The 17,765-nt window shown below is 68.8% G+C and carries 17 protein-coding genes; 6 read left to right on the top strand and 11 right to left on the bottom strand.

All coding sequences use genetic code 11. The features are described from left to right. Positions 1-47 precede the first annotated feature (47 nt). The 8 genes from ACVFYP_RS21660 to ACVFYP_RS21625 all read right to left on the bottom strand — a co-directional run bounded on the left by ACVFYP_RS21660 (position 48) and on the right by ACVFYP_RS21625 (position 6,382). Positions 48-491: a MaoC/PaaZ C-terminal domain-containing protein gene (locus ACVFYP_RS21660; RefSeq protein WP_499202291.1), complete on the bottom strand. Its 444-nt coding sequence runs from the start codon at positions 489-491 to the stop codon at positions 48-50. Then, positions 488-1,981 (bottom strand): tripartite tricarboxylate transporter permease, encoded by a 1,494-nt coding sequence (locus tag ACVFYP_RS21655; RefSeq protein WP_499202290.1) that lies wholly within the window; start codon positions 1,979-1,981, stop codon positions 488-490. The genes ACVFYP_RS21660 and ACVFYP_RS21655 overlap by 4 nt, the downstream gene beginning before the upstream one ends. Before the next feature lie 10 nt (positions 1,982-1,991). Next, positions 1,992-2,456, bottom strand: a complete 465-nt coding sequence (locus ACVFYP_RS21650) for a tripartite tricarboxylate transporter TctB family protein (RefSeq protein ID WP_499202289.1) — start codon at positions 2,454-2,456, stop codon at positions 1,992-1,994. Between the two features lie 24 nt (positions 2,457-2,480). Beyond that, positions 2,481-3,470 carry a tripartite tricarboxylate transporter substrate binding protein gene (locus ACVFYP_RS21645; RefSeq protein WP_499202288.1) on the bottom strand — a complete coding sequence of 330 codons (990 nt, stop codon included), beginning with the start codon at positions 3,468-3,470 and terminating at the stop codon, positions 2,481-2,483. Between the two features lie 132 nt (positions 3,471-3,602). Continuing rightward, positions 3,603-4,289: an MlaA family lipoprotein gene (locus ACVFYP_RS21640; RefSeq protein ID WP_499202287.1), complete on the bottom strand. Its 687-nt coding sequence runs from the start codon at positions 4,287-4,289 to the stop codon at positions 3,603-3,605. A 1-nt stretch (position 4,290) separates the two neighbouring features. After that, on the bottom strand, positions 4,291-4,728 hold the full coding sequence (locus ACVFYP_RS21635; protein ID WP_499202286.1) for an NfeD family protein: 438 nt from the start codon (positions 4,726-4,728) through the stop codon (positions 4,291-4,293). Continuing rightward, positions 4,713-5,672, bottom strand: a complete 960-nt coding sequence (locus tag ACVFYP_RS21630) for an SPFH domain-containing protein (protein WP_499202285.1) — start codon at positions 5,670-5,672, stop codon at positions 4,713-4,715. Before ACVFYP_RS21630 ends, ACVFYP_RS21635 begins: the two co-directional genes overlap by 16 nt. Before the next feature lie 365 nt (positions 5,673-6,037). Further along, positions 6,038-6,382 carry a hypothetical protein gene (locus ACVFYP_RS21625; RefSeq protein WP_499202284.1) on the bottom strand — a complete coding sequence of 115 codons (345 nt, stop codon included), beginning with the start codon at positions 6,380-6,382 and terminating at the stop codon, positions 6,038-6,040. A 117-nt stretch (positions 6,383-6,499) separates the two neighbouring features. Between ACVFYP_RS21625 and ACVFYP_RS21620 the strand changes: the two genes are divergently transcribed. Continuing rightward, complete coding sequence (locus ACVFYP_RS21620; protein ID WP_499202283.1) at positions 6,500-7,918, top strand: M20 family metallopeptidase; 1,419 nt, start codon at positions 6,500-6,502, stop codon at positions 7,916-7,918. 86 nt (positions 7,919-8,004) lie between these two features. On the opposite strand, the gene ACVFYP_RS21615 is transcribed toward ACVFYP_RS21620, so the two are convergent. Next, complete coding sequence (locus tag ACVFYP_RS21615; protein ID WP_499202282.1) at positions 8,005-8,577, bottom strand: DUF924 family protein; 573 nt, start codon at positions 8,575-8,577, stop codon at positions 8,005-8,007. After that, positions 8,574-11,489 (bottom strand): FAD-binding and (Fe-S)-binding domain-containing protein, encoded by a 2,916-nt coding sequence (locus ACVFYP_RS21610; RefSeq protein ID WP_499202281.1) that lies wholly within the window; start codon positions 11,487-11,489, stop codon positions 8,574-8,576. The genes ACVFYP_RS21615 and ACVFYP_RS21610 overlap by 4 nt, the downstream gene beginning before the upstream one ends. A 142-nt stretch (positions 11,490-11,631) precedes the next feature. On the opposite strand from ACVFYP_RS21610, the gene ACVFYP_RS21605 reads away from it, so the two are divergent. The 4 genes from ACVFYP_RS21605 to ACVFYP_RS21590 all read left to right on the top strand — a co-directional run bounded on the left by ACVFYP_RS21605 (position 11,632) and on the right by ACVFYP_RS21590 (position 15,512). Further along, on the top strand, positions 11,632-12,816 hold the full coding sequence (locus ACVFYP_RS21605) for a pyridoxal-phosphate-dependent aminotransferase family protein (protein ID WP_499202280.1): 1,185 nt from the start codon (positions 11,632-11,634) through the stop codon (positions 12,814-12,816). Between the two features lie 119 nt (positions 12,817-12,935). Continuing rightward, positions 12,936-14,015, top strand: coding sequence for an SMP-30/gluconolactonase/LRE family protein (locus ACVFYP_RS21600; RefSeq protein WP_499202279.1), 1,080 nt, complete (start codon positions 12,936-12,938; stop codon positions 14,013-14,015). 152 nt (positions 14,016-14,167) lie between these two features. Further along, complete coding sequence (locus tag ACVFYP_RS21595) at positions 14,168-14,866, top strand: glutathione binding-like protein (protein ID WP_499202278.1); 699 nt, start codon at positions 14,168-14,170, stop codon at positions 14,864-14,866. A gap of 1 nt (position 14,867) precedes the next feature. After that, positions 14,868-15,512, top strand: a complete 645-nt coding sequence (locus ACVFYP_RS21590; RefSeq protein ID WP_499202277.1) for a VOC family protein — start codon at positions 14,868-14,870, stop codon at positions 15,510-15,512. Positions 15,513-15,602: 90 nt separating this feature from the next. Here ACVFYP_RS21590 and ACVFYP_RS21585 read toward each other — a convergent pair whose 3' ends face one another. Next, on the bottom strand, positions 15,603-16,214 hold the full coding sequence (locus ACVFYP_RS21585; protein WP_499202276.1) for a class I SAM-dependent methyltransferase: 612 nt from the start codon (positions 16,212-16,214) through the stop codon (positions 15,603-15,605). A 128-nt stretch (positions 16,215-16,342) separates the two neighbouring features. On the opposite strand from ACVFYP_RS21585, the gene ACVFYP_RS21580 reads away from it, so the two are divergent. Further along, complete coding sequence (locus ACVFYP_RS21580; protein WP_499202275.1) at positions 16,343-17,746, top strand: PleD family two-component system response regulator; 1,404 nt, start codon at positions 16,343-16,345, stop codon at positions 17,744-17,746. Positions 17,747-17,765 lie beyond the last annotated feature (19 nt).

Raw genomic sequence — 17,765 nt, 5'->3', positions numbered from 1 at the left:
GGAGGTCCGTTCGACCACCATTGGCGTGAAAGCCGGGCGCCGGCGCCTCAGCGCCTGAGAAAATGCGTCCCCAGCGCGTCCAGCACCACCCTGCCGTCCTCGACCGTAGCGACCAGGTAGCGCAGCTTGGCCACCGCCATTTCCGGCTTGCTGCGGCTGGCGCGGATGTCCTCCACCACCAGCCGCATGGTCACCGGCTCATCCGGGCCGAGCGGTGACGGCCAGCTCAGCTCCGCGCCGCCGCCGGCCAGGTTGATCTCGGCCAGCAGCCCGCTGCGGATCAGGTGGCCGACCGCGGCGGAGTAGGTGTGAAGGCCACTGGCCACCAGCCGGCCGAAGACGGAATGGCGCGCGGCCTCCTCATCCAGATGGAAGGGCTGCGGGTCCCAGCGGCGGGCGAAGTCCAGAACCTCCGCCCGCGGCAGCACGAAGCCGCCGAGGTCGAAGGCCATGCCGGGCGCCAGTTCATCGGCCGAGCGCAGCGGCGTCATGCGGCGGCCGGAACCGGGCCGCGCCGAAAACCGCGCGCCAGCATCAGCAGCCAGATGCCGAGCGTCATCACCCCCAGCGTGCCGGCGATCGGGCGGCTGAAGAACTCCAGCACCGCGCCATCCGCCTTGATCATGGACTGCACGAAGGTCTGTTCCAGCATCTCCCCCAGCACCAGGCCGAGGATGAGCGGCGCCACGGGGATGCCGTGCTCCTCCATCACCCAGCCGAGCACACCCATGGCCAGCATCAGCACCACGCCATAGAGGCTGTTGGTCATGGCGAAGCTGCCGACCAGGCAGAACAGCAGGATCACCGGCAGCAGCAGGTTGCGCGGCACCCGCAGGATCTGCCGCGCCGATTTGATCGCCGCCCAGCCCAGCGGGAACATCAACAGGTTGGCCAGGATGAAGATCAGGAACACCGCGTAGATCAGTTGCGGGTTTTCTTGGAACACGGTCGGCCCCGGGTTCATCCCCTTCATGTAGAGCACGCCAATGACGATGGCTGTGATGCTGTCGCCCGGAATGCCGAAGACCAGCGCGGGAATCCAGGCACTCGCCAGGGCGGAGTTGTTGGCGGAGGTCGCATCGACAATGCCCTCCACCTCCCCGGTGCCGAATTTCTCCGGCTGCTTCGAGAAGCGCTTGGCGACCGCGTAGCTGATCCAGGCGGCGATATCGGCGCCGGCGCCGGGCAGGGCGCCGATCGCGGTCCCGATGAAGCTGCCGCGCAGGAAGTTCCACCAGTAGCGCCGGAACACGCCGCCGACGCCGCGGAACATATTGCCCACCGCCTGCGTCACCGCCTTCGTCGCCACATCCACCGTGACCGCGCCGCGCATCAACTCGCTGACCGCGAACATGCCGATCATGGTGGGGACGAAGTTGATGCCGGACATCAGATCGACATTGTCGAAAGTGAAGCGCGGGAATCCCGCCGCCGGGTCAATGCCCACGGTCGCCAGCAGAAGCCCGAAGAACAGCGACAGGAAGCCCTTCACCGGGTCGGCGTTGGACATGAACACCGCGCAGGTCAGCCCCAGGCAGGCCAGCCAGAAATACTCATAGGAGGAGAAGTTGATGGCGACTTCTGCCAGCATTGGCGCGAAGGCGATCAGCACCACCACGCCGATCAGCCCGCCGGCGACGGAGAAGACCAGGTTGACGCCCATGCAGAGGTTCAACTGCCCCTTCTGCGTCATGGCGTAGGATTCGTCCGCATAGGCTGCGGAGGCCGGCGTACCCGGCATGCGCAGCATCGCCGCCGGGATGTCACCGGCGAAGATCGCCATGGCGGTGGCGGTGACGATGGCCCCAAGCGCCGGCACCGGCGGCATGAAGAAGGTCACCGGCACCAGCAGCGCCGTCGCCATGGTCGCGGTCAGCCCCGGCATGGCGCCGACGAACATGCCGAAGACGGCGGAGACGGCGATGACACCGAGCACGAAGGGGTCGAAGACCAGCCCCAGGGCCTGAATCAAGGCATCCATCGGCCAGTCCTCACAACACGCTGTCGAGGATGCCGCGCGGCAGCGGCACGCGCATCAGCCCAGCGAAGAACCAATGCACCAGCAGCGTCATTCCCGCGGAAACCGGCAATGCCACCACCGGCCTGGCGCGGAACCACAGCGACAGGCCGAGCAGCAGCAGGAAGGCGGTGGGGATGAAGCCCAGCGGGTCGGAGACCAGGATATAGGCCAGCGCCGCGCCGGGGATCAGCAGGAAGGAAACCAGCCGCGCCGGCTGCGCCATCCATCCCTCGACCACCACCAGCGGCCCGCGTGCCCGCAGCCCGCGCAGCACCAGCAGCAGCGCGCAAAGCCCGATGCCGGCGGCCAGGATGCGCGGAAACAGATTCGGTCCGTAATCCTGCCCTGGAAAGGACGGGAAGAAGCTGGTGAGCCACCAGACCCAACCCGCGAAGCCAAGCAATATCGCGCCCAGAAGGGCGTCATTCACGCGCATGGGACGCCCTCCGGCCGCGAAAGGTCAGCCGCGCGCCAGGCCCGCGCCGCGCATCGCATCGCCCATGGCGCGATCACCCTCCGCCATGAAGCTGGCGAAGCCGTTGGAGTCCTGCCAGACCGTGCCGAAGCCGCGCTGGTTCATGAACTCCTTGAACTCGGCGCTGTCATAGACCTTGCGCAACGCGGCGCCGTAGCGCTCGGCGATCGGGGCCGGCAGGTTGCGCGGGGCCGCGATGCCGCGCCAGGCGCCCACCGAGTAGTTGATGCCCAGCGTCTCGTTCAATGTGGGCACCTGGGCGAACATCGGGTTGCGCGCCGGGGCCATGATGGCGAGCGCCTTGGCCCGGCCGGCATCGAGCATCGCGCGCGCCTCCGGCACCGAACAGGTGACGATGTCGACGCCGCCCGCCGCCAGTTCCTGCATCGCCGGCGCCGCGCCGTTGGAGGGCACCCAGCGCACGTGGTCGCCGCGCAGCCCCATGGCCTGCAGCCAGCCGACCAGGGCCAGGTGCCAGATGCCGCCCTGGCCGGTCCCGCTGGCCTTGAAGGTACCGGACGGCCGCGCCTTGATGGCGTCGGCCAGCGCCTTGATGTCGGCGAAGGGGGAATTGCTGGCCACCTGCACGCCCGGCGGGTCGGAATTCATCAGGGCGAGCGGGGTGAAGGAGCCGGGGTTGAGCTGGGTCAGCCCCTGCCAATGCATCATGGTGATTTCCACCGTGATCATGCCGATGGTGTAGCCATCCGGCGCCGCGGTGGCGATGGCGGAATGGCCGACCACGCCCGAGCCGCCGGTGCGGTTCACCACATTGACCGGCTGGCCCAGGTCCCGTTCCAGCAGGCTGCCGACGATGCGCGCCGTGGCGTCCGTGCCGCCGCCGGCACCCCAGGGCACCAGAAGCTGGATGGGACGGGAAGGCCAGTTGCCCTGACCCAGCGCGGGCGCGGCCAAGGGGGCGGCCAGCGCGGCGCCGCTGGCGGCCAAAAGGGTACGACGGGACAGCAGGGTCATGGTTCGTCTCTCCTCCTCTGCGCCCTGGTTGCTCCGGGGCGCTTGAGGGGAGGCTAAGCCGGGTTGCGCAATGGCTTCAAGCCAGGAGCGGGGCGGCGGCCTGCATTATACCGGGAACTCAATATCGGAAACTCAATCCGCCTCCGCCATCTCCGCCGCTTCGGCCGCCGCGCGGTCGGGGGCGCAGGCGGCCGCGCGGCGCTGGAGATAGGCGCTGCGATAGATCGCATAGGGGTCGAGCGCGCTGGCCTCCACCCGGCCGATCTCGGGCGCGATGCCGCTGTATTCCACCAGCAGGTCGCCGCCGCGCCAGGGCAGGAACAGTTGCGGCCCCAGCGCATGGGCCAGGCCGGCGCTGCTGGCCAGCAGCGCGCCGGCGTCGCGCAGCGTGGAGGGGCCCAGGATCGGCAGCACCAGATAGGGCCCGCTCGGCACACCCCAGGCGCAGAGCGCATCCGCCGGGATCGCCGCGCGGCGCGGCCAGCCATGTTCCGCCGCGGCATCCCGCACGCCGCCCCAGCCCAGGCTGGAATTGATGCCGAAGCGCGCCGTGGCATGCCAGGCGAGCTCCAGATCCCCGGCCGCCAGCCCGGTCAGGGCCGTGATCGGCTCCCGCAGATTGGCGAAGGCATTGGCGATGCCGCCCCGGACCGTCGCGGGCGTGTGCGTGACATAGGCCTCGGCGATCGGGGTCAGCACCCAGTCCTGTGCCAGGCGGTTGAAGCCGTGGATGCGGCGGTTCAGCCCCTCCAGCGGGTCCTGTGAGGCCAGCGCCGGGGCGGGCAGCAGCGCGAGGCACAGAAGAAGGACGTGGCGCATCTCAGGCCGCGTGACCATCGGGGCGCACCACCAGAACCATGCCCTCCACAGCCTCCACCCGGACCGAGGCGCCAAGCGGCGGGGCGAGGATGCCGGCGGGCAGGCGCGCGGGCCATTCACTGTCGCCCAGCCGCACGCGCAGGGTGCCGTCCTGCCCCCGCACCAGCGTGGCGAGGCGCCCGGCGAGCCCGGCCTCCGGCGCGTTCACCTGCATCGCCGGGCTGCGCAGCCGCCGCATGGCGAGGGAGCCGGCGATGCCGGCGGCCAGCAGCGCCAGGAACAGCGCGATGGTCAGGCCGAAATCCAGCGGCCCGGCCAGCAGGATCAGCCCGGTGCCCAGCGCGGCCAGTCCCACCCAGAGGATATAGACCCCGGGCAGCAGCAACTCCGCCCCCAGCGCCACCAGGCCCAGCAGGATCCAGATCAGGCCCGGTTCCATGGCCGCCCCCCCGTGATGCCGCCGGGCGCGCTGCCGCCGCCCGGCGGGGCCGGGGGCAATGGCGCGGTGCCGCGCAGCAGTTCCATGGCCTGGGTGATGCCGCCCGCCAGCGCCGCGCTCTCCATCGGCACCACGACGAGGCGGGAGGAGGGGTTGGCGGCCATCGCCTCGAAGGCTTTGACGTATTTCTCGGCGATGAAGTAGCGCAGCGCATCGGCGCCCGCGCCGGCGGCGGCCTCCGCCACCATCTTCGTCGCATTCGCTTCCGCCTGGGCCAGGGCCTCCCGCGCCTCGGCATCCCGCATGGCGGCGTCCCGGCGGCCCTCGGCCTGCAGGACCAGGGCCTGCTTCTCGCCCTCCGCCTTGGCGACGCTGGCGCGGCGTTCGCGCTCGGCCGTCATCTGCAGGTTCATGGCGCGGATCAGCGTCTCCGGCGGCTCGATCTTGCGGATCTCCACGCGGCTGACCTTGGCGCCCCAGGGGTCGGTGGCGCCGTCCAGGATGGTGAGGAGGGAGGTGTTGATGCGGTCGCGGGAGGACAGGGTCTGGTCCAGATCCATCTCACCGATCACGGCGCGGATATTGGTCATCGCCATGGCGACCAGCGCCTGGGTCAGATCCTGCACCGCATAGGCCGCCTTGGCCGGGTCCATGACGCGGTAATAGACGATGCCATCCACCGCCACCGTCGCATTGTCCTTGGTGATGACGGACTGCTCCGGGATGTCCAGCACCACCTCCTGCACATTCAGCTTGTGGCCGATGCGGTCGATATAGGGGAGGATGACGTTCAGCCCGGGCGACAGCAGGCGCGTGAAGGCGCCGAAGCGTTCCACCGTCCAGACCTGGCCCTGCGGCACCGTGCGCACGCCCTGCGCGACCGTCATCACGGCCAGCAGCAGCAGCACGATCAGCACGATGGAGGTCAGCGAAAGCTCCGGCATCTCAGCGCCCTTCGATGTGTGCGCCATTTTGGCGCGGGAATGGGGCGCCATCCTGGCACGAAATCCCACCGGCCGTCCTGGCGATGGGTGGGATGCGGGCGCCGTCCTGGCGCATGATCCGGAACGCCGTTCTGGGCGCGAGCGTCGCGGCGCCATGCTGGCGCCGGTTCCGGAATCCGTTCTGGGAGGGGGCGCCCTGCTGGCGCCATGGTCAGGGGATTTTCCACCTGCCGCATCGCGACCATCATGCCCGCATCGGCAGAGAATTGCCAGATGCTTAACGGACAGGCGCCGCGAAACCTTTTCGTTATCCTGTCCGACGGGCGCAGCCCCCATAGGCCGGGCTGCACCCGTCGGAACCTCGCTTACTTCAGCTCATTGTCCCGCACGGAGGCCGCACCCTTATGGTCGGTGCGGGCGGCCAGCACGCTGTCCAGCTTGCGGGTCAGCTTGTTCAGCCCGCCGCGCAGGGCCATCGGCACCGTTGCCGCCTGATGGGTGATGGCGACCGGCGCCTTACCGGTCGGGCGTGCTTCGATCATGCAGCGCTTATCCTCCCCGCCCTTATCGGCATTGGCGTCGGTGAGATGCACCTCCACCCGCGTGATCTGGTCGCTGAAGCGGCCCATCGCCTCGACCACCGCCTGTTCCACGCGGGCGCCGAGGTCCGCGCCGCCGGCGCCGTCCGGGGTGTTCACCTGGATCTGCATGTTGTCTCCCTTTGGTACCCGCCGCCTCAACGCGGCAGAGGGCCGGAAGTTGACCCGGCGCTGGCCCGCGGCGCCGATCCGGGCAATAACCGGCGATCCATGCAAGGGAGCCCCGTGATGCAGAATTCGGAACAGATCTGGCAGCTCGTCGACCAGCGGCGCGAGCCCTATGTCGAGCTCTCGGACAAGATCTGGGGAATGCCGGAGCTCTGTTACGACGAGCACCGCAGCAGCGCCGAGCACAAGGCGATGCTGGAGGCCGAAGGTTTTCGGGTCACCACCAATGTCGCCGGCATCCCCACCGCCGTCATGGGCGAGGCGGGCGAGGGCGGTCCGGTCATCGCCATCCTCGGCGAATACGATGCGCTGCCGGGCCTTTCCCAGGAAGCCGGTGTCACCGAACCGCGCCCGGTGGAAGGCGAGAGCCGTGGCCATGGCTGCGGCCACAACCTGCTCGGCTCCGCCAGCCTGATGGCGGCGGCGGCGGTCAAGGACTGGCTGAAGGCCAACGGCCTGCCGGGTCGGGTCCGCTACTATGGTTGCCCGGCGGAAGAGGGTGGCGCAGCGAAGGGCTTCATGGTGCGCGACGGCGCCTTTGACGATGTGGACATCGCCATCACCTGGCATCCGGCGAGCTTCGCCGGCGTCGATGACGCCATCTCGCTGGCCAATACCCGCATCGATTTCTCCTTCGTCGGCCGCGCCAGCCACGCCGCCGCGGCGCCGCATCTCGGCCGTTCCGCGCTGGATGCGGCGGAGCTGATGAATGTCGGCGTGAACTACATGCGGGAGCACATGCCCTCCGACGCGCGGGTCCACTACGCCTATCTGGATGCCGGCGGCATCGCGCCGAATGTGGTGCAGTCCACCGCCAAGGTCCGCTACCTGATCCGCGCCCGCAACGTGACGGAGCTGAACGCACTGGTCACCCGCGTGCGCAAGATCGCCGATGGTGCCGCGCTGATGACGGAATGCACCGTCTCCACCCGCGTCGTCTCCGCCGTGTCCAACCTGCTGGGCAACACCGCGCTGGAAAAGGCGATGCACGCCAACCTAGCCCGCATTGGCGCGCCGGAATGGGACGATGCGGACCGCGCCAAGGCCGCCGAGTTCCAGGCCACGCTGTCGGAGGAGGACATCCTCTCCGCCTGGCGCCGCGTCGGCGTCGAGCCGCGTGAGGGCGAGGTGCTCTGCGAGCAGGTGGTGCCGGAGAATGCCAAGGGTGTGCCGATGATCGGCTCTACCGATGTCGGCGACGTTTCTTGGAAGGTGCCGACCGTGCAGGCCCGTGGCGCGACCTGCGCCATCGGCACGCCCTTCCATTCCTGGCAGCTCACCGGCCAGGGCAAGCTGCCTGCGGCCCATAAGGGCATGGTGCATGTGGCGAAGGTGATGGCGGGGACGGCGGTGGATGCGCTGAAGAACCCGTCCATCATCGCCGAAGCCAAGGCCGACCACGCCAAGCGCACCGGCGGCAAGCCCTACGAAAGCCCGCTGCCGGCCGATGCGAAGCCGGCCCTGGATATGAGCCTCTAAACCCGAAAAGCCCTCTCCCCCCGACGGGGGGAGAGGGTTGGGTGAGGGGGGGCGCGCGAAGTCCTATGGGCGTTCGCCCCCTGACCTCAGAACCCGCCCCCGGCCTCCAGCCAGGCCTTTTCCGCCGAAGTGCTGTCGCGGCCCAGCACCGCATTGCGGTGCGGGAAGCGGCCGAAGCGCTGGATCACGATGCGGTGGCGCCAGGCGTAGTCGATCACGCCATCCGGCTTGGCCATGGCCGGGATATCCCGCAGACCCTCGAACAGCGCGACCGCCAGGTCCTGATCGGCCATCGCCTCCCCATGCTCGAAGGGCAGGTAGAAGAAACTGCGCTGCGTCGGCGTCACCGCCAGGTCGAAGCGGCGATCCAGCACCGCCCGGCGGGCGATGGCGCGGGCATGTTCGTCGCTGGCGAAGGCCTCCGGGTGGCCGCGCCGCAGGTTGCGCGGGAACTGGTCGAGCACCAGCAGCAGCGCCAGCGCACCCTGTGGTGTCTCCGCCCAGGCATCGAGTGCCCCTTCACGGGCCGGGACCAGCAGGTCGCCGAAATTCGCGCGGATGCTGGCATCGAAGGCGTCGTCCTTCAGGAACCACGCCTTGCGAAAGGTGTCGGGGCCTTCGGAGAACCAGAAGGCCAGGATGTCATCGGGTTGGGTCATGCCAGGGACATGTCGAGAAGCCGGATGGAGTGCAAGGCCGGCCGCTTCGCCAGATCCGCGATCTGGTGGCGGCAGGAGGTGCCATCGGCCACGATCAGCGCCGTTGGCGCCGTCCGCCGGATATGCGGCAGCAGCGACAGCTTCGCCATGGCGATGGAGGTCGGCAGTTTTTCGGCGTCGTAGCCAAAGGCCCCCGCCATCCCGCAGCAGGAGGAGGTGATGGGCGTGACCTTCAGGCCCGGGATGCGGGTCAGTGTCGCCACCGCCGCCGGAAAATCGCCGACGGCCTTCTGGTGGCAATGGCCATGGATATGCGCCTCGGCCCCGATCGGCTTCAGCTTCAGTGGCACCTTCGTCTTGGCCAGCCATTCGGAAACGAGCATGGCGCGGCCCGCCAGCTTTTCCGATTCGGTGCCGGGGAGCATGGCCAGAAATTCGTCGCGCAGCGTCAGCAGGCAGGAGGGTTCCAGGCCGAGCACGGGGCTGTCCCATTCGGACAGCGCCGTGAGGGTGCGCCGGGCCTCGGCGCGGGCCTGCTCGACCATCCCGGCGGCGAGGTAGGTGCGGCCATCATCCAGCGGCCGCGCGCCACGCGCCGGGCGGGCCACGGCCGGGTCGGCGCCGGCGGCGCGCAGCACGCGGATGGCGGCCCGCAGATTCTCGGGCTCGAAGTAGCGGTTGAACAGGTCGGGCAGCAGGATGACTTCGTTGGCGCGACCATCCGGGGCGCGCAGCTCCGCATCGTGAAAAGCGTCGCCGCGGAAGCGGGGCAGGGTGCGGCCGGCGGCGAGGCCGGTCAGGCGCTCGGTGAGTTTCGCCATGCCGGGGATCAGGTCGCGCGCGTTGAACAGGATGGGCGCGATGGCGGCGAAGGGTGCCCACAGCGGCATGCTGGCAATCAGTCGGTCGCGCAGCGCCACGCCGCGCGCGCGGCCACGGGCATGCGCGGCCTCGATCTTCATCTTCGCCATGTCGACGCCGGTCGGGCATTCGCGCTTGCAGGCCTTGCAGCCCACGCAAAGCGCCATCGCCTCCGCCACCTCGTCGGAGGCCAGCCCTTCGCGGCCGAGCTGCCCGGTCAGCGCCAGCCGCAGCGTATTCGCCCGCCCGCGGGTGAGATGCTGTTCCTGCCGCGTGGCGCGGTAGGACGGGCACATGCTGCCGGCATCGAATTTCCGGCAGGTGCCGTTGTTGTTGCACATCTCCACCGCGCCCAGCAGGCCGCCTTGCGGGCCGGGCCAGGCGGACCAGTCGAGCGCCGGCACCACCGCCGGATCGGCGGCGTAGTCCGGGCCGTAGCGGAACAGCGTCCGGTCATCCATCCGCGGCGGATGCACCACGCGGTTGGGGTTCAGCAGACCGTGCGGCAGCTCGGCAGTGCCCGGGTCGAAGGCGTCCTTCACCGCCTCGAAGGCCTTCACGATGCGGGCGCCGAACATCGGCTCGTGGAATTCAGAACGCACAATGCCGTCGCCATGTTCGCCGGAATGCGAGCCCTTGTATTCGCGGACGAGGGCGAAGCACTCCTCCGCGATCGCGCGCATCTTGGTGACGTCCTCGCCCGACTTCATGTTCAGTACCGGGCGGACATGCAGGCAGCCGACGCTGGCATGGGCGTACCAGGTGCCCTTGGTGCCGTGTTTCGCAAAAACGTCGTTCAGGCGCTCGGTGTAGTCGGCGAGATCGGCCAGCGGGACGGCGCAATCCTCGATGAAGGAGACCGGCTTTCCGTCGCCCTTCATGCTCATCATGATGTTCAGCCCGGCCTCGCGCACTTCCGCGACGCGCGCCTGGAATACGGCATCGGTGATGCGCACCACCTGGCCCGGCAGGCCGAGGTCGCCCATCATCTCCTCCAGCCGATCCAGCCCTTGCAGCAGGGTCGCATCGTCATGGCCGTGGAATTCCACGATCAGCAGGCTGTCGGGCTCGCCGATCAGAATCTGGTCGATGGTGTCGCGATAGATCGGGATCGACCGGCCGAGGTCGATCATGGTGCGGTCCACCAGCTCCACCGCCTCCGGGTCCAGCGTGACCAGATGCTGCGACGCCGCCATCGCCTGGCGGAAGGACGGGAACTGGCAGATCCCCAGTACCTTGCGCGGCTTGATCGGCCACAGCTTGAGATCGAGCGAGGACGAAAAGGCCAGCGTGCCCTCGCTGCCCACCAGCAGCCGCGCCAGGCTGCCACGGCCTGCGGCGCGGCCGGCAGGCGTCAGCGCATCGAGATTATAGCCGCCGACGCGGCGAAGCTGGTCGGGGAAGCGCGCCGCAATCTCCTCCGCCTCCCGCGCCCCGATGGCGCGCAGTTTTGCGACAAGGTCGGCGACGCTGCCGGGCACGTCGGGGCCGAGATTTTCGGGGATATCGCCGAAGCGGAAGCGCGTGCCATCGGCCAGGATCGCATCGATGGCACGGACATTGTCGGCCATCAGACCGTAGCGGATCGACTTCGAGCCGCAGGAATTGTTGCCCGCCATGCCGCCGATGGTGCAGCGCTGCCAGGTGGAAGGATCCACCGGATAAAATTTTCCCGAACTCTTCAGCGCCTCGTTCAATGCGCCGAGCGTAATGCCGGGTTCGACCGTGGCGGTTTCGGCGTCGATGGAAAGCACGCGGCGCAGATGCGGCGTGCAGTCCAGAACCAAAGCACGGTTCACCGTCTGGCCGCACTGGCTGGTGCCACCGCCGCGCGGCAGCACGGGCACGCTTTCCTCCCGGCAGATCGCCATGGCGGCGGCCACGTCTTCCGCCGTGCGGGGGATCAGCACGCCCAGCGGCATCTGCTGGTAGATGGAGGCATCGGTGGCGTAGCGGCCGCGGTCGCCGGCGCCGAACAGCACCTCGCCCGAGGTCTCGCGCCGCAGGCGTTGGGCCAGGCGGCTTTGTCCGATATCGGTGCTGGCGTTCATGCAGGCTCTCCCATGCCGCATTCTTTAGCCTGAGGCGCGGCACCTGTCCGATCTATAAGACTCATCAATTCCACAAGGCTTACTCATTGGCGGCGGGCATTGCTGGGCGTTAGATGGAACCAATCGAGGGAGCCCCGCCGCCATGGCCTATTTCCAGACAACGCCCAATTCCGGCCGCCATTTCCTGCAGATTCCGGGGCCTTCCAACGTGCCGGACCGCATCCTGCGCGCCATGGACCATCCGACCATGGACCATCGCGGCCCGGATTTCGGCAAGCTCGGCGCCCAGGTGCTGGAGAAGGCCAAGGCCATCTTCAAGACGAAGTCGCATGTGGTGATCTACCCGGCCTCCGGCACCGGCGCCTGGGAAGCAGCCCTGGTCAACACCCTCTCGCCCGGCGACCGCGTGGTGATGTGCGAGACCGGCTGGTTTGCCCATCTGTGGAACGAGATGGCGGAGCGCCTCGGCATCGTCGCCGACTTCGTGAAGACCGACTGGCGCCGCGGCGCCGATGTGGAGGCCATCGAGCGCAAGCTGCGGGACGACAAGGCCCACGCCATCAAGGCGGTCTGCGTCGTGCACAACGAGACCAGCACCGGCGCCACCTCCCGCATCGCGGAAGTGCGCGCGGCCATCGACGCCGCCGGCCACCCGGCGCTGCTGCTCGTGGATACCATCTCGGGCCTTGGTTCCATGGACTACCGGCACGATGAATGGGGCGTGGATGTCACCGTCTCGGGCAGCCAAAAGGGCCTGATGCTGCCGCCCGGCCTGTCCTTCAACGCCATCAGCGCCAAGGCCATCGAGGCGAGCAAGTCGGCCAAGCTGACGCGCAGCTTCTGGGACTGGAAGCCGATGCTGGCGGCGAATGCCACCGGCTACTTCCCCTATACGCCGGCGACCAACATGCTCTACGCGCTGGACACCGCCTGCGACATGTTGCTGGAGGAAGGCCTCGACAACGTTTTTGCGCGCCATGACCGGATGGCGGAAGCCACCCGCCGCGCGGTGCGGCATTGGGGGCTGGAGGTGCAGTGCCAGGACCCGCGCCACTATTCCTCGGTGCTCACGGCGGTGCGCCTGCCGGAGGGCCACAGCGCCAATGCGCTGCGCGCCACCATCCTGGAAAAGTTCAACATGAGCCTTGGCAATGGCCTCGGCCAGCTGAACGACCGCGTCTTCCGCATCGGCCATCTGGGCGACATTTCGCCGCTGCAGCTGGTGGGCGCGCTGGGTGGCGTGGAGATGGGGCTGCGCGCGGCCGGCGTGCCGCACCAAGCTGGCGGCGTGCAGGTGGCGATGGACTATCTCGGCGGCAACGCCTGACGCCGAGGGTCATCAGGGTCGATCATCACGCCTTCGGGATGATGCACGCGGGGGTTGCACCCCCGTAGCGACCCCATGCCATCCTCCCTAGGCCCGCCAGGGCCAATGGAGGAAACAGCATGAACCGTCTCCCCGATCCGTCGCGCCGCGCCTTGCTCGGCGCGGCGGCCGCGCTGGCCACGACGCCGGCGCTCGCGCAGCGCAGCTACGGCCCGAATGCCGGCCCGCAGCGCTACCCCGACCCCGACATCATCGCCATCGACCCGAGGCGCTTCACCGCGAAGCTCGGCAATTCCGCCATCACCCGGCTGCACACCGGCATGGGCTGGGCGGAAGGCCCCGCCTGGCATGCGACGGGCAAATTCCTGATCTGGTCGGACATCCCGAACGATGAATGCCTGCGGCTGGTGGAGGAGGACCTCACCACCCATCGCCGCTTCCGCAGCCCTTCCGGCTATTCCAACGGCAATACCTTTGACCGCGAGGGAAGGCAGATCGCCTTCCGCCACTTCCATCGCGACGTGGTGCGCTACGAGCGCGATGGCCGGGTCACGGTCCTCGCCGATCGCGGTCCGGACGGCGCCTTCAACGCGCCGAATGACGGCGTGGTCCACCCCGAGGACGGCGCGCTGTGGTTCACCGATCCCGGCTATGGCGGGCTGATGGATTATGAGGGCAACCGCGTGCCCGAATCCGCCCGTTCCCCGCGCCCCTTCATCAAGGAGGCGATCTACCGGATCGACGCCCAATCCGGCCAGGTGGCGAAGGTGGCCGATGACGTGTTCAAGCCGAACGGCCTGTGCTTCTCGCCCGACTACCGCACCCTCTACGTCGCCGACACCGGCCGCAGCCACTACCCGGATGCCGCCAGCCAGATCTGGGCCTATGAGGTGGACGGCCCCCGCCTGCGCAATCCGCGCCGCTTCGCGGAAATGACGATGGATGGACGCACCGGCATGGTGGACGGCATCCGCTGCGACGAATCCGGCAATGTCTGGGCCGCCATGGGCTGGGTCGGCGAAGGCTATGACGGGGTGCATGTCTTCGCCCCGGACGGTGCCCGCATCGGCCAGATCCGCCTGCCCGAGATCTGCGCCAATCTCTGCTTCGGCGGTACCAGGCGGAACCGCCTGTTCATGTGCGCCAGCCAATCGCTCTACATGGTGCCGGTGGAGACGCGCGGCGCGCATTTCTGCTGAGGCGAGGGCGCCTGACCTGACCCGGCCGGGGCGTGTGTCCCCGGCCCGTCTTGCAACCGCGGCCCGGCAGGCCCACCCTGCGTGCAATGGATTGTGCGCGCGCCGCCCTTCGGGGCCGCCGCGCCGCCACTTTCGCATACCGGGAGAAGCGCATGCCGATCGAGGTCTGGACCTGGCCGACGCCGAATGGTCACAAGGTGCATATCGCGCTGGAGGAACTCGGCCTGCCGTATACGGTCGTGCCGGTGAACATCGGCGCCGGGGAGCAGTTCAAGCCCGAATTCCTCGCCATCACGCCGAACCACCGCATCCCCGCCATCGTCGATCCGGACGGGCCGGGCGGCCAGCGTCTGACCCTGTTCGAATCCGGCGCGATCCTGATCTATCTGGCCGAGAAGACCGGCAAGTTGCTGCCTGCCGACCCGGCCGGGCGCTACCGCGCGCTGGAATGGCTGATGTTCCAGATGGGGGGCGTCGGGCCGATGTTCGGCCAGTACGGCCATTTCCACGCCTATGCGCCGGAGCAGATCCCCTACGCCAAGGAACGCTACGCGAAGGAAGTCGGCCGCCTGCACCGCGTGCTCGACAAGCGGTTGTCGGAGGCCGCCTATCTGGCCGGAGACGAGTATTCGATCGCCGACATCGCCACCTTCCCCTGGATCCGCAATCCGGAGCGGCGGAACATCGACCTGGCAGACTACCCGAATGTGCAGCGCTGGCACGACGCCATCGCGGCGCGGCCGGCGGTGCAGCGTGGCGTGCAGGTGCTGGCGCAGAACCAGCGCGTCGGATCGATGACAGACAAGGAACGCGAAGTGCTGTTCGGCAACACCCAGTTCCAGGCCCGCTGACATGGCCGAGATCGACCACATCGTCGTTGGCGCCCGCACGCTGGAGGAGGGCGCCGACTACATCGAGGCGCAGCTCGGCGTGCGGCCGACCAAGGGCGGCAGCCATCCCGGCATCGGCACCCACAACATGCTGCTCAGCCTGGGCCCGCAGCATTACCTGGAGGTGATCGCCGTCGATCCGGGGCAGGAGACGCCGCCGCATCCACGGCCCTTCGACCTGGATGACCCCGCGGTGAAGATGATGCTGGAAGCCGGCCCGCATCTGCTGGGCTGGGTCGCCCGCACCCCGGTGCTGGACGCCGTGGTCACCCGCCTTGGCGCGAGCCAGGCCGGGGAGGTGAAGGCCTGGTCGCGCGGCGAGCTGACCTGGCGCATGGCCATGCCGCCGCAGCGCCAGGACATGCGCAACCTGATCCCGGCGCTGATCCAGTGGGATGACGGCAAGGGCGCGGCGCCGCGGCTGAAGAAGTCCGGCTGCAAGCTGCTGGCGCTGGAAGCCGAGCACCCGGATGCCGACCAGCTGCGGGAAGCGCTGCTGCAGCGTGGGCTGGAGGATGCGCTGAAGCTGCGCCGCAGCCCTCAGCCGCGCCTGCTGGCCCGCATCGCGCGGCCCGATGGGGTGGAGGTGGCGCTCCGCAGCGGCTGAGGCCGGGAGCGCCATTTCCGCATCACAACAACTCGCGGTGTCGGGCGCTGTCGGCCCGCCCGGTACGCTCAGCCGTTGCGGCGCGGGCCACTACCGGGCAGGCTGGTAGCGCCAGACGCTGGCGGGCGGGAAGTTCATCGGGGTCCAGACTTCCCGCTTGGCCGTCAGGCCGAGCTTCCGATAGGGCAGCGGCGAGGTGATGCAGTAGGTGTACAGGAGAAAACCCTTGCCGGGGGCCACTGCCTCAACCGCCGAAACGAATCGCTGCTGGTCCGCCTGCGGCAATAGCACCAGGGGAATCCCGCAGATCGCCGTGCCCACCTTCCCATGCAGCGCCGCCGGAAGTGCCTTCGCGAGTTCGAAGGCATCGCCCTGGATGACGTTCACGCCGGGCAGCGATGCACGGAGGTGGTCGGCCATGTCCCGCACGATCTCGACGACCACCAGCTTCTCCGCCGGCACGCCGGCGGCGAGCAGGGCGCGGGAGATCACGCCCGTGCCGGCGCCAAGTTCGACCACCACCTCGTCGTCCTTCCGTTCGACCAGGGCGGCGATACGGCGGCACAGCGTGGCGGAAGAGGGGATGATGGAGCCCATCTGCAACGGGTTCGCCATCCAGCGCTTGAAGAACAGACTGGCATTGGCGACCTCCCGATGCGCGGCTTTGGGCAGGCCTGTATCGTCGCGTGCGATATCCGACATAGATTTCTCCTTGACAGATTTGTGACCATGTGCATCAGGCCAGCATTGCAGCATTTAGACGGTTTGTTGTCGTGTCGCCAGACCATCGACACGGGCTGCGCGGTCGCGACCGCACGGGGGATGGCCGGATGACCGCCCGCATCCTTGTTGTCGACGACATCCAGGCGAATCTCCGCCTGCTCGAGATCAAGCTCCTCAATGAGTATTACGAGGTGGCGATTGCTGCCTCGGGGCCGGAGGCGCTGGCGACGGTGCAACGCTGGATGCCCGATGTCGTTCTGCTGGACGTCATGATGCCGGGCATGGATGGCTATGAGGTCTGCCGCCGGCTGAAGGCGCAGCCGGGCACCGCCCATATCCCGGTCGTGATGATCACCGCCCTGACCGACCCGGCGGAACGGGTGCGGGGGCTGGAGGCCGGGGCGGACGATTTCCTCTCCAAGCCTGTCGACGATGCCACGCTGTTCGCCCGGCTGCGCGCGCTGCTGCGCATGAAGCAGGTGCTGGATGCCTGGCGGCTGCGTGCCGAGACCGCCCGTGACCTGGGCTTCGAACCGCCGCCCAGCCCGTCCCCCAGCGTCGCCGGCGCCCGCGCCCTGATCGTCAACGAGGACCCTGCGGAGGCCGACGCGCTCGCCTTGGTGCTGGGCGCCGATGGAATCGAGGTGGCGCATTGCACCGATCCCGGGGAGGCCTGGGACATCCTGCAGGACGGGCTGCACGACGTGGTGCTGCTGAGCCTGTCGCTGGATGGGGGCGATTCGCTGCGCCTCGCCTCCCGCCTGCGAGCGCATGCCAATACGCGGGACGTACCGGTGCTTCTGGTGGCCGATCCGGGGCAGAAGAACTTGGTGCTGCGCGGCTTCGATCTGGGCGCCAATGACCATGTGATCCGCCCGGTCGATCCCAACGAGCTGCGCGCCCGCGTGCGCAACCAGATCCGCCGCAAGCGCTACCAGGAAAGGCTGCGCGCCGATCTCGACCGCAGCCTGGAAATGGCGGTGACGGACCCGCTGACCGGCTTGCGCAACCGCCGCTATGTCCGCCGGCACCTGGAAGGCCTGCTGCGCAATTCCGGCGCGGCCGTGCTGCTGATGGATGTGGACCGCTTCAAGGCGGTGAACGACACCCATGGCCATGCGGCCGGCGACATCGTGCTGCGGGAGGTGGCGGAACGTGTGCGCGGCCATCTGCGGGCCGCCGATGTGGTGGCCCGCTACGGCGGGGAGGAGTTCCTCGTGGTGATGTCCGGCGCGGCGACCGAGGACGGCATGCTGGTCGCCGAACGGCTGCGCACCGCCATCGCCCATGTGCCGATCCTGGCGGAGGGCGTGCCGCTGAGCATCACGATGAGCATCGGCGTCGCCGCGGGCGGCATCGGCGCGCAGGCCGATGACGTTCTGAGCGCGGCGGATTCGGCGCTGTATCGCGGCAAGAACAATGGTCGCAATCGCGTCGAAGCGGCCATTCCCGCTGATTGGCCCCCCGCCGCGGATAAGGGCCGCCCCGCGGGGCGCACCGGCCGGCCGTAGCTGCCCGGCCGCTGCGGCG

It is taken from the genome of Roseomonas sp. F4, from assembly GCF_053891155.1.
This window is presented reverse-complemented; position numbering and strand designations above follow the sequence as displayed.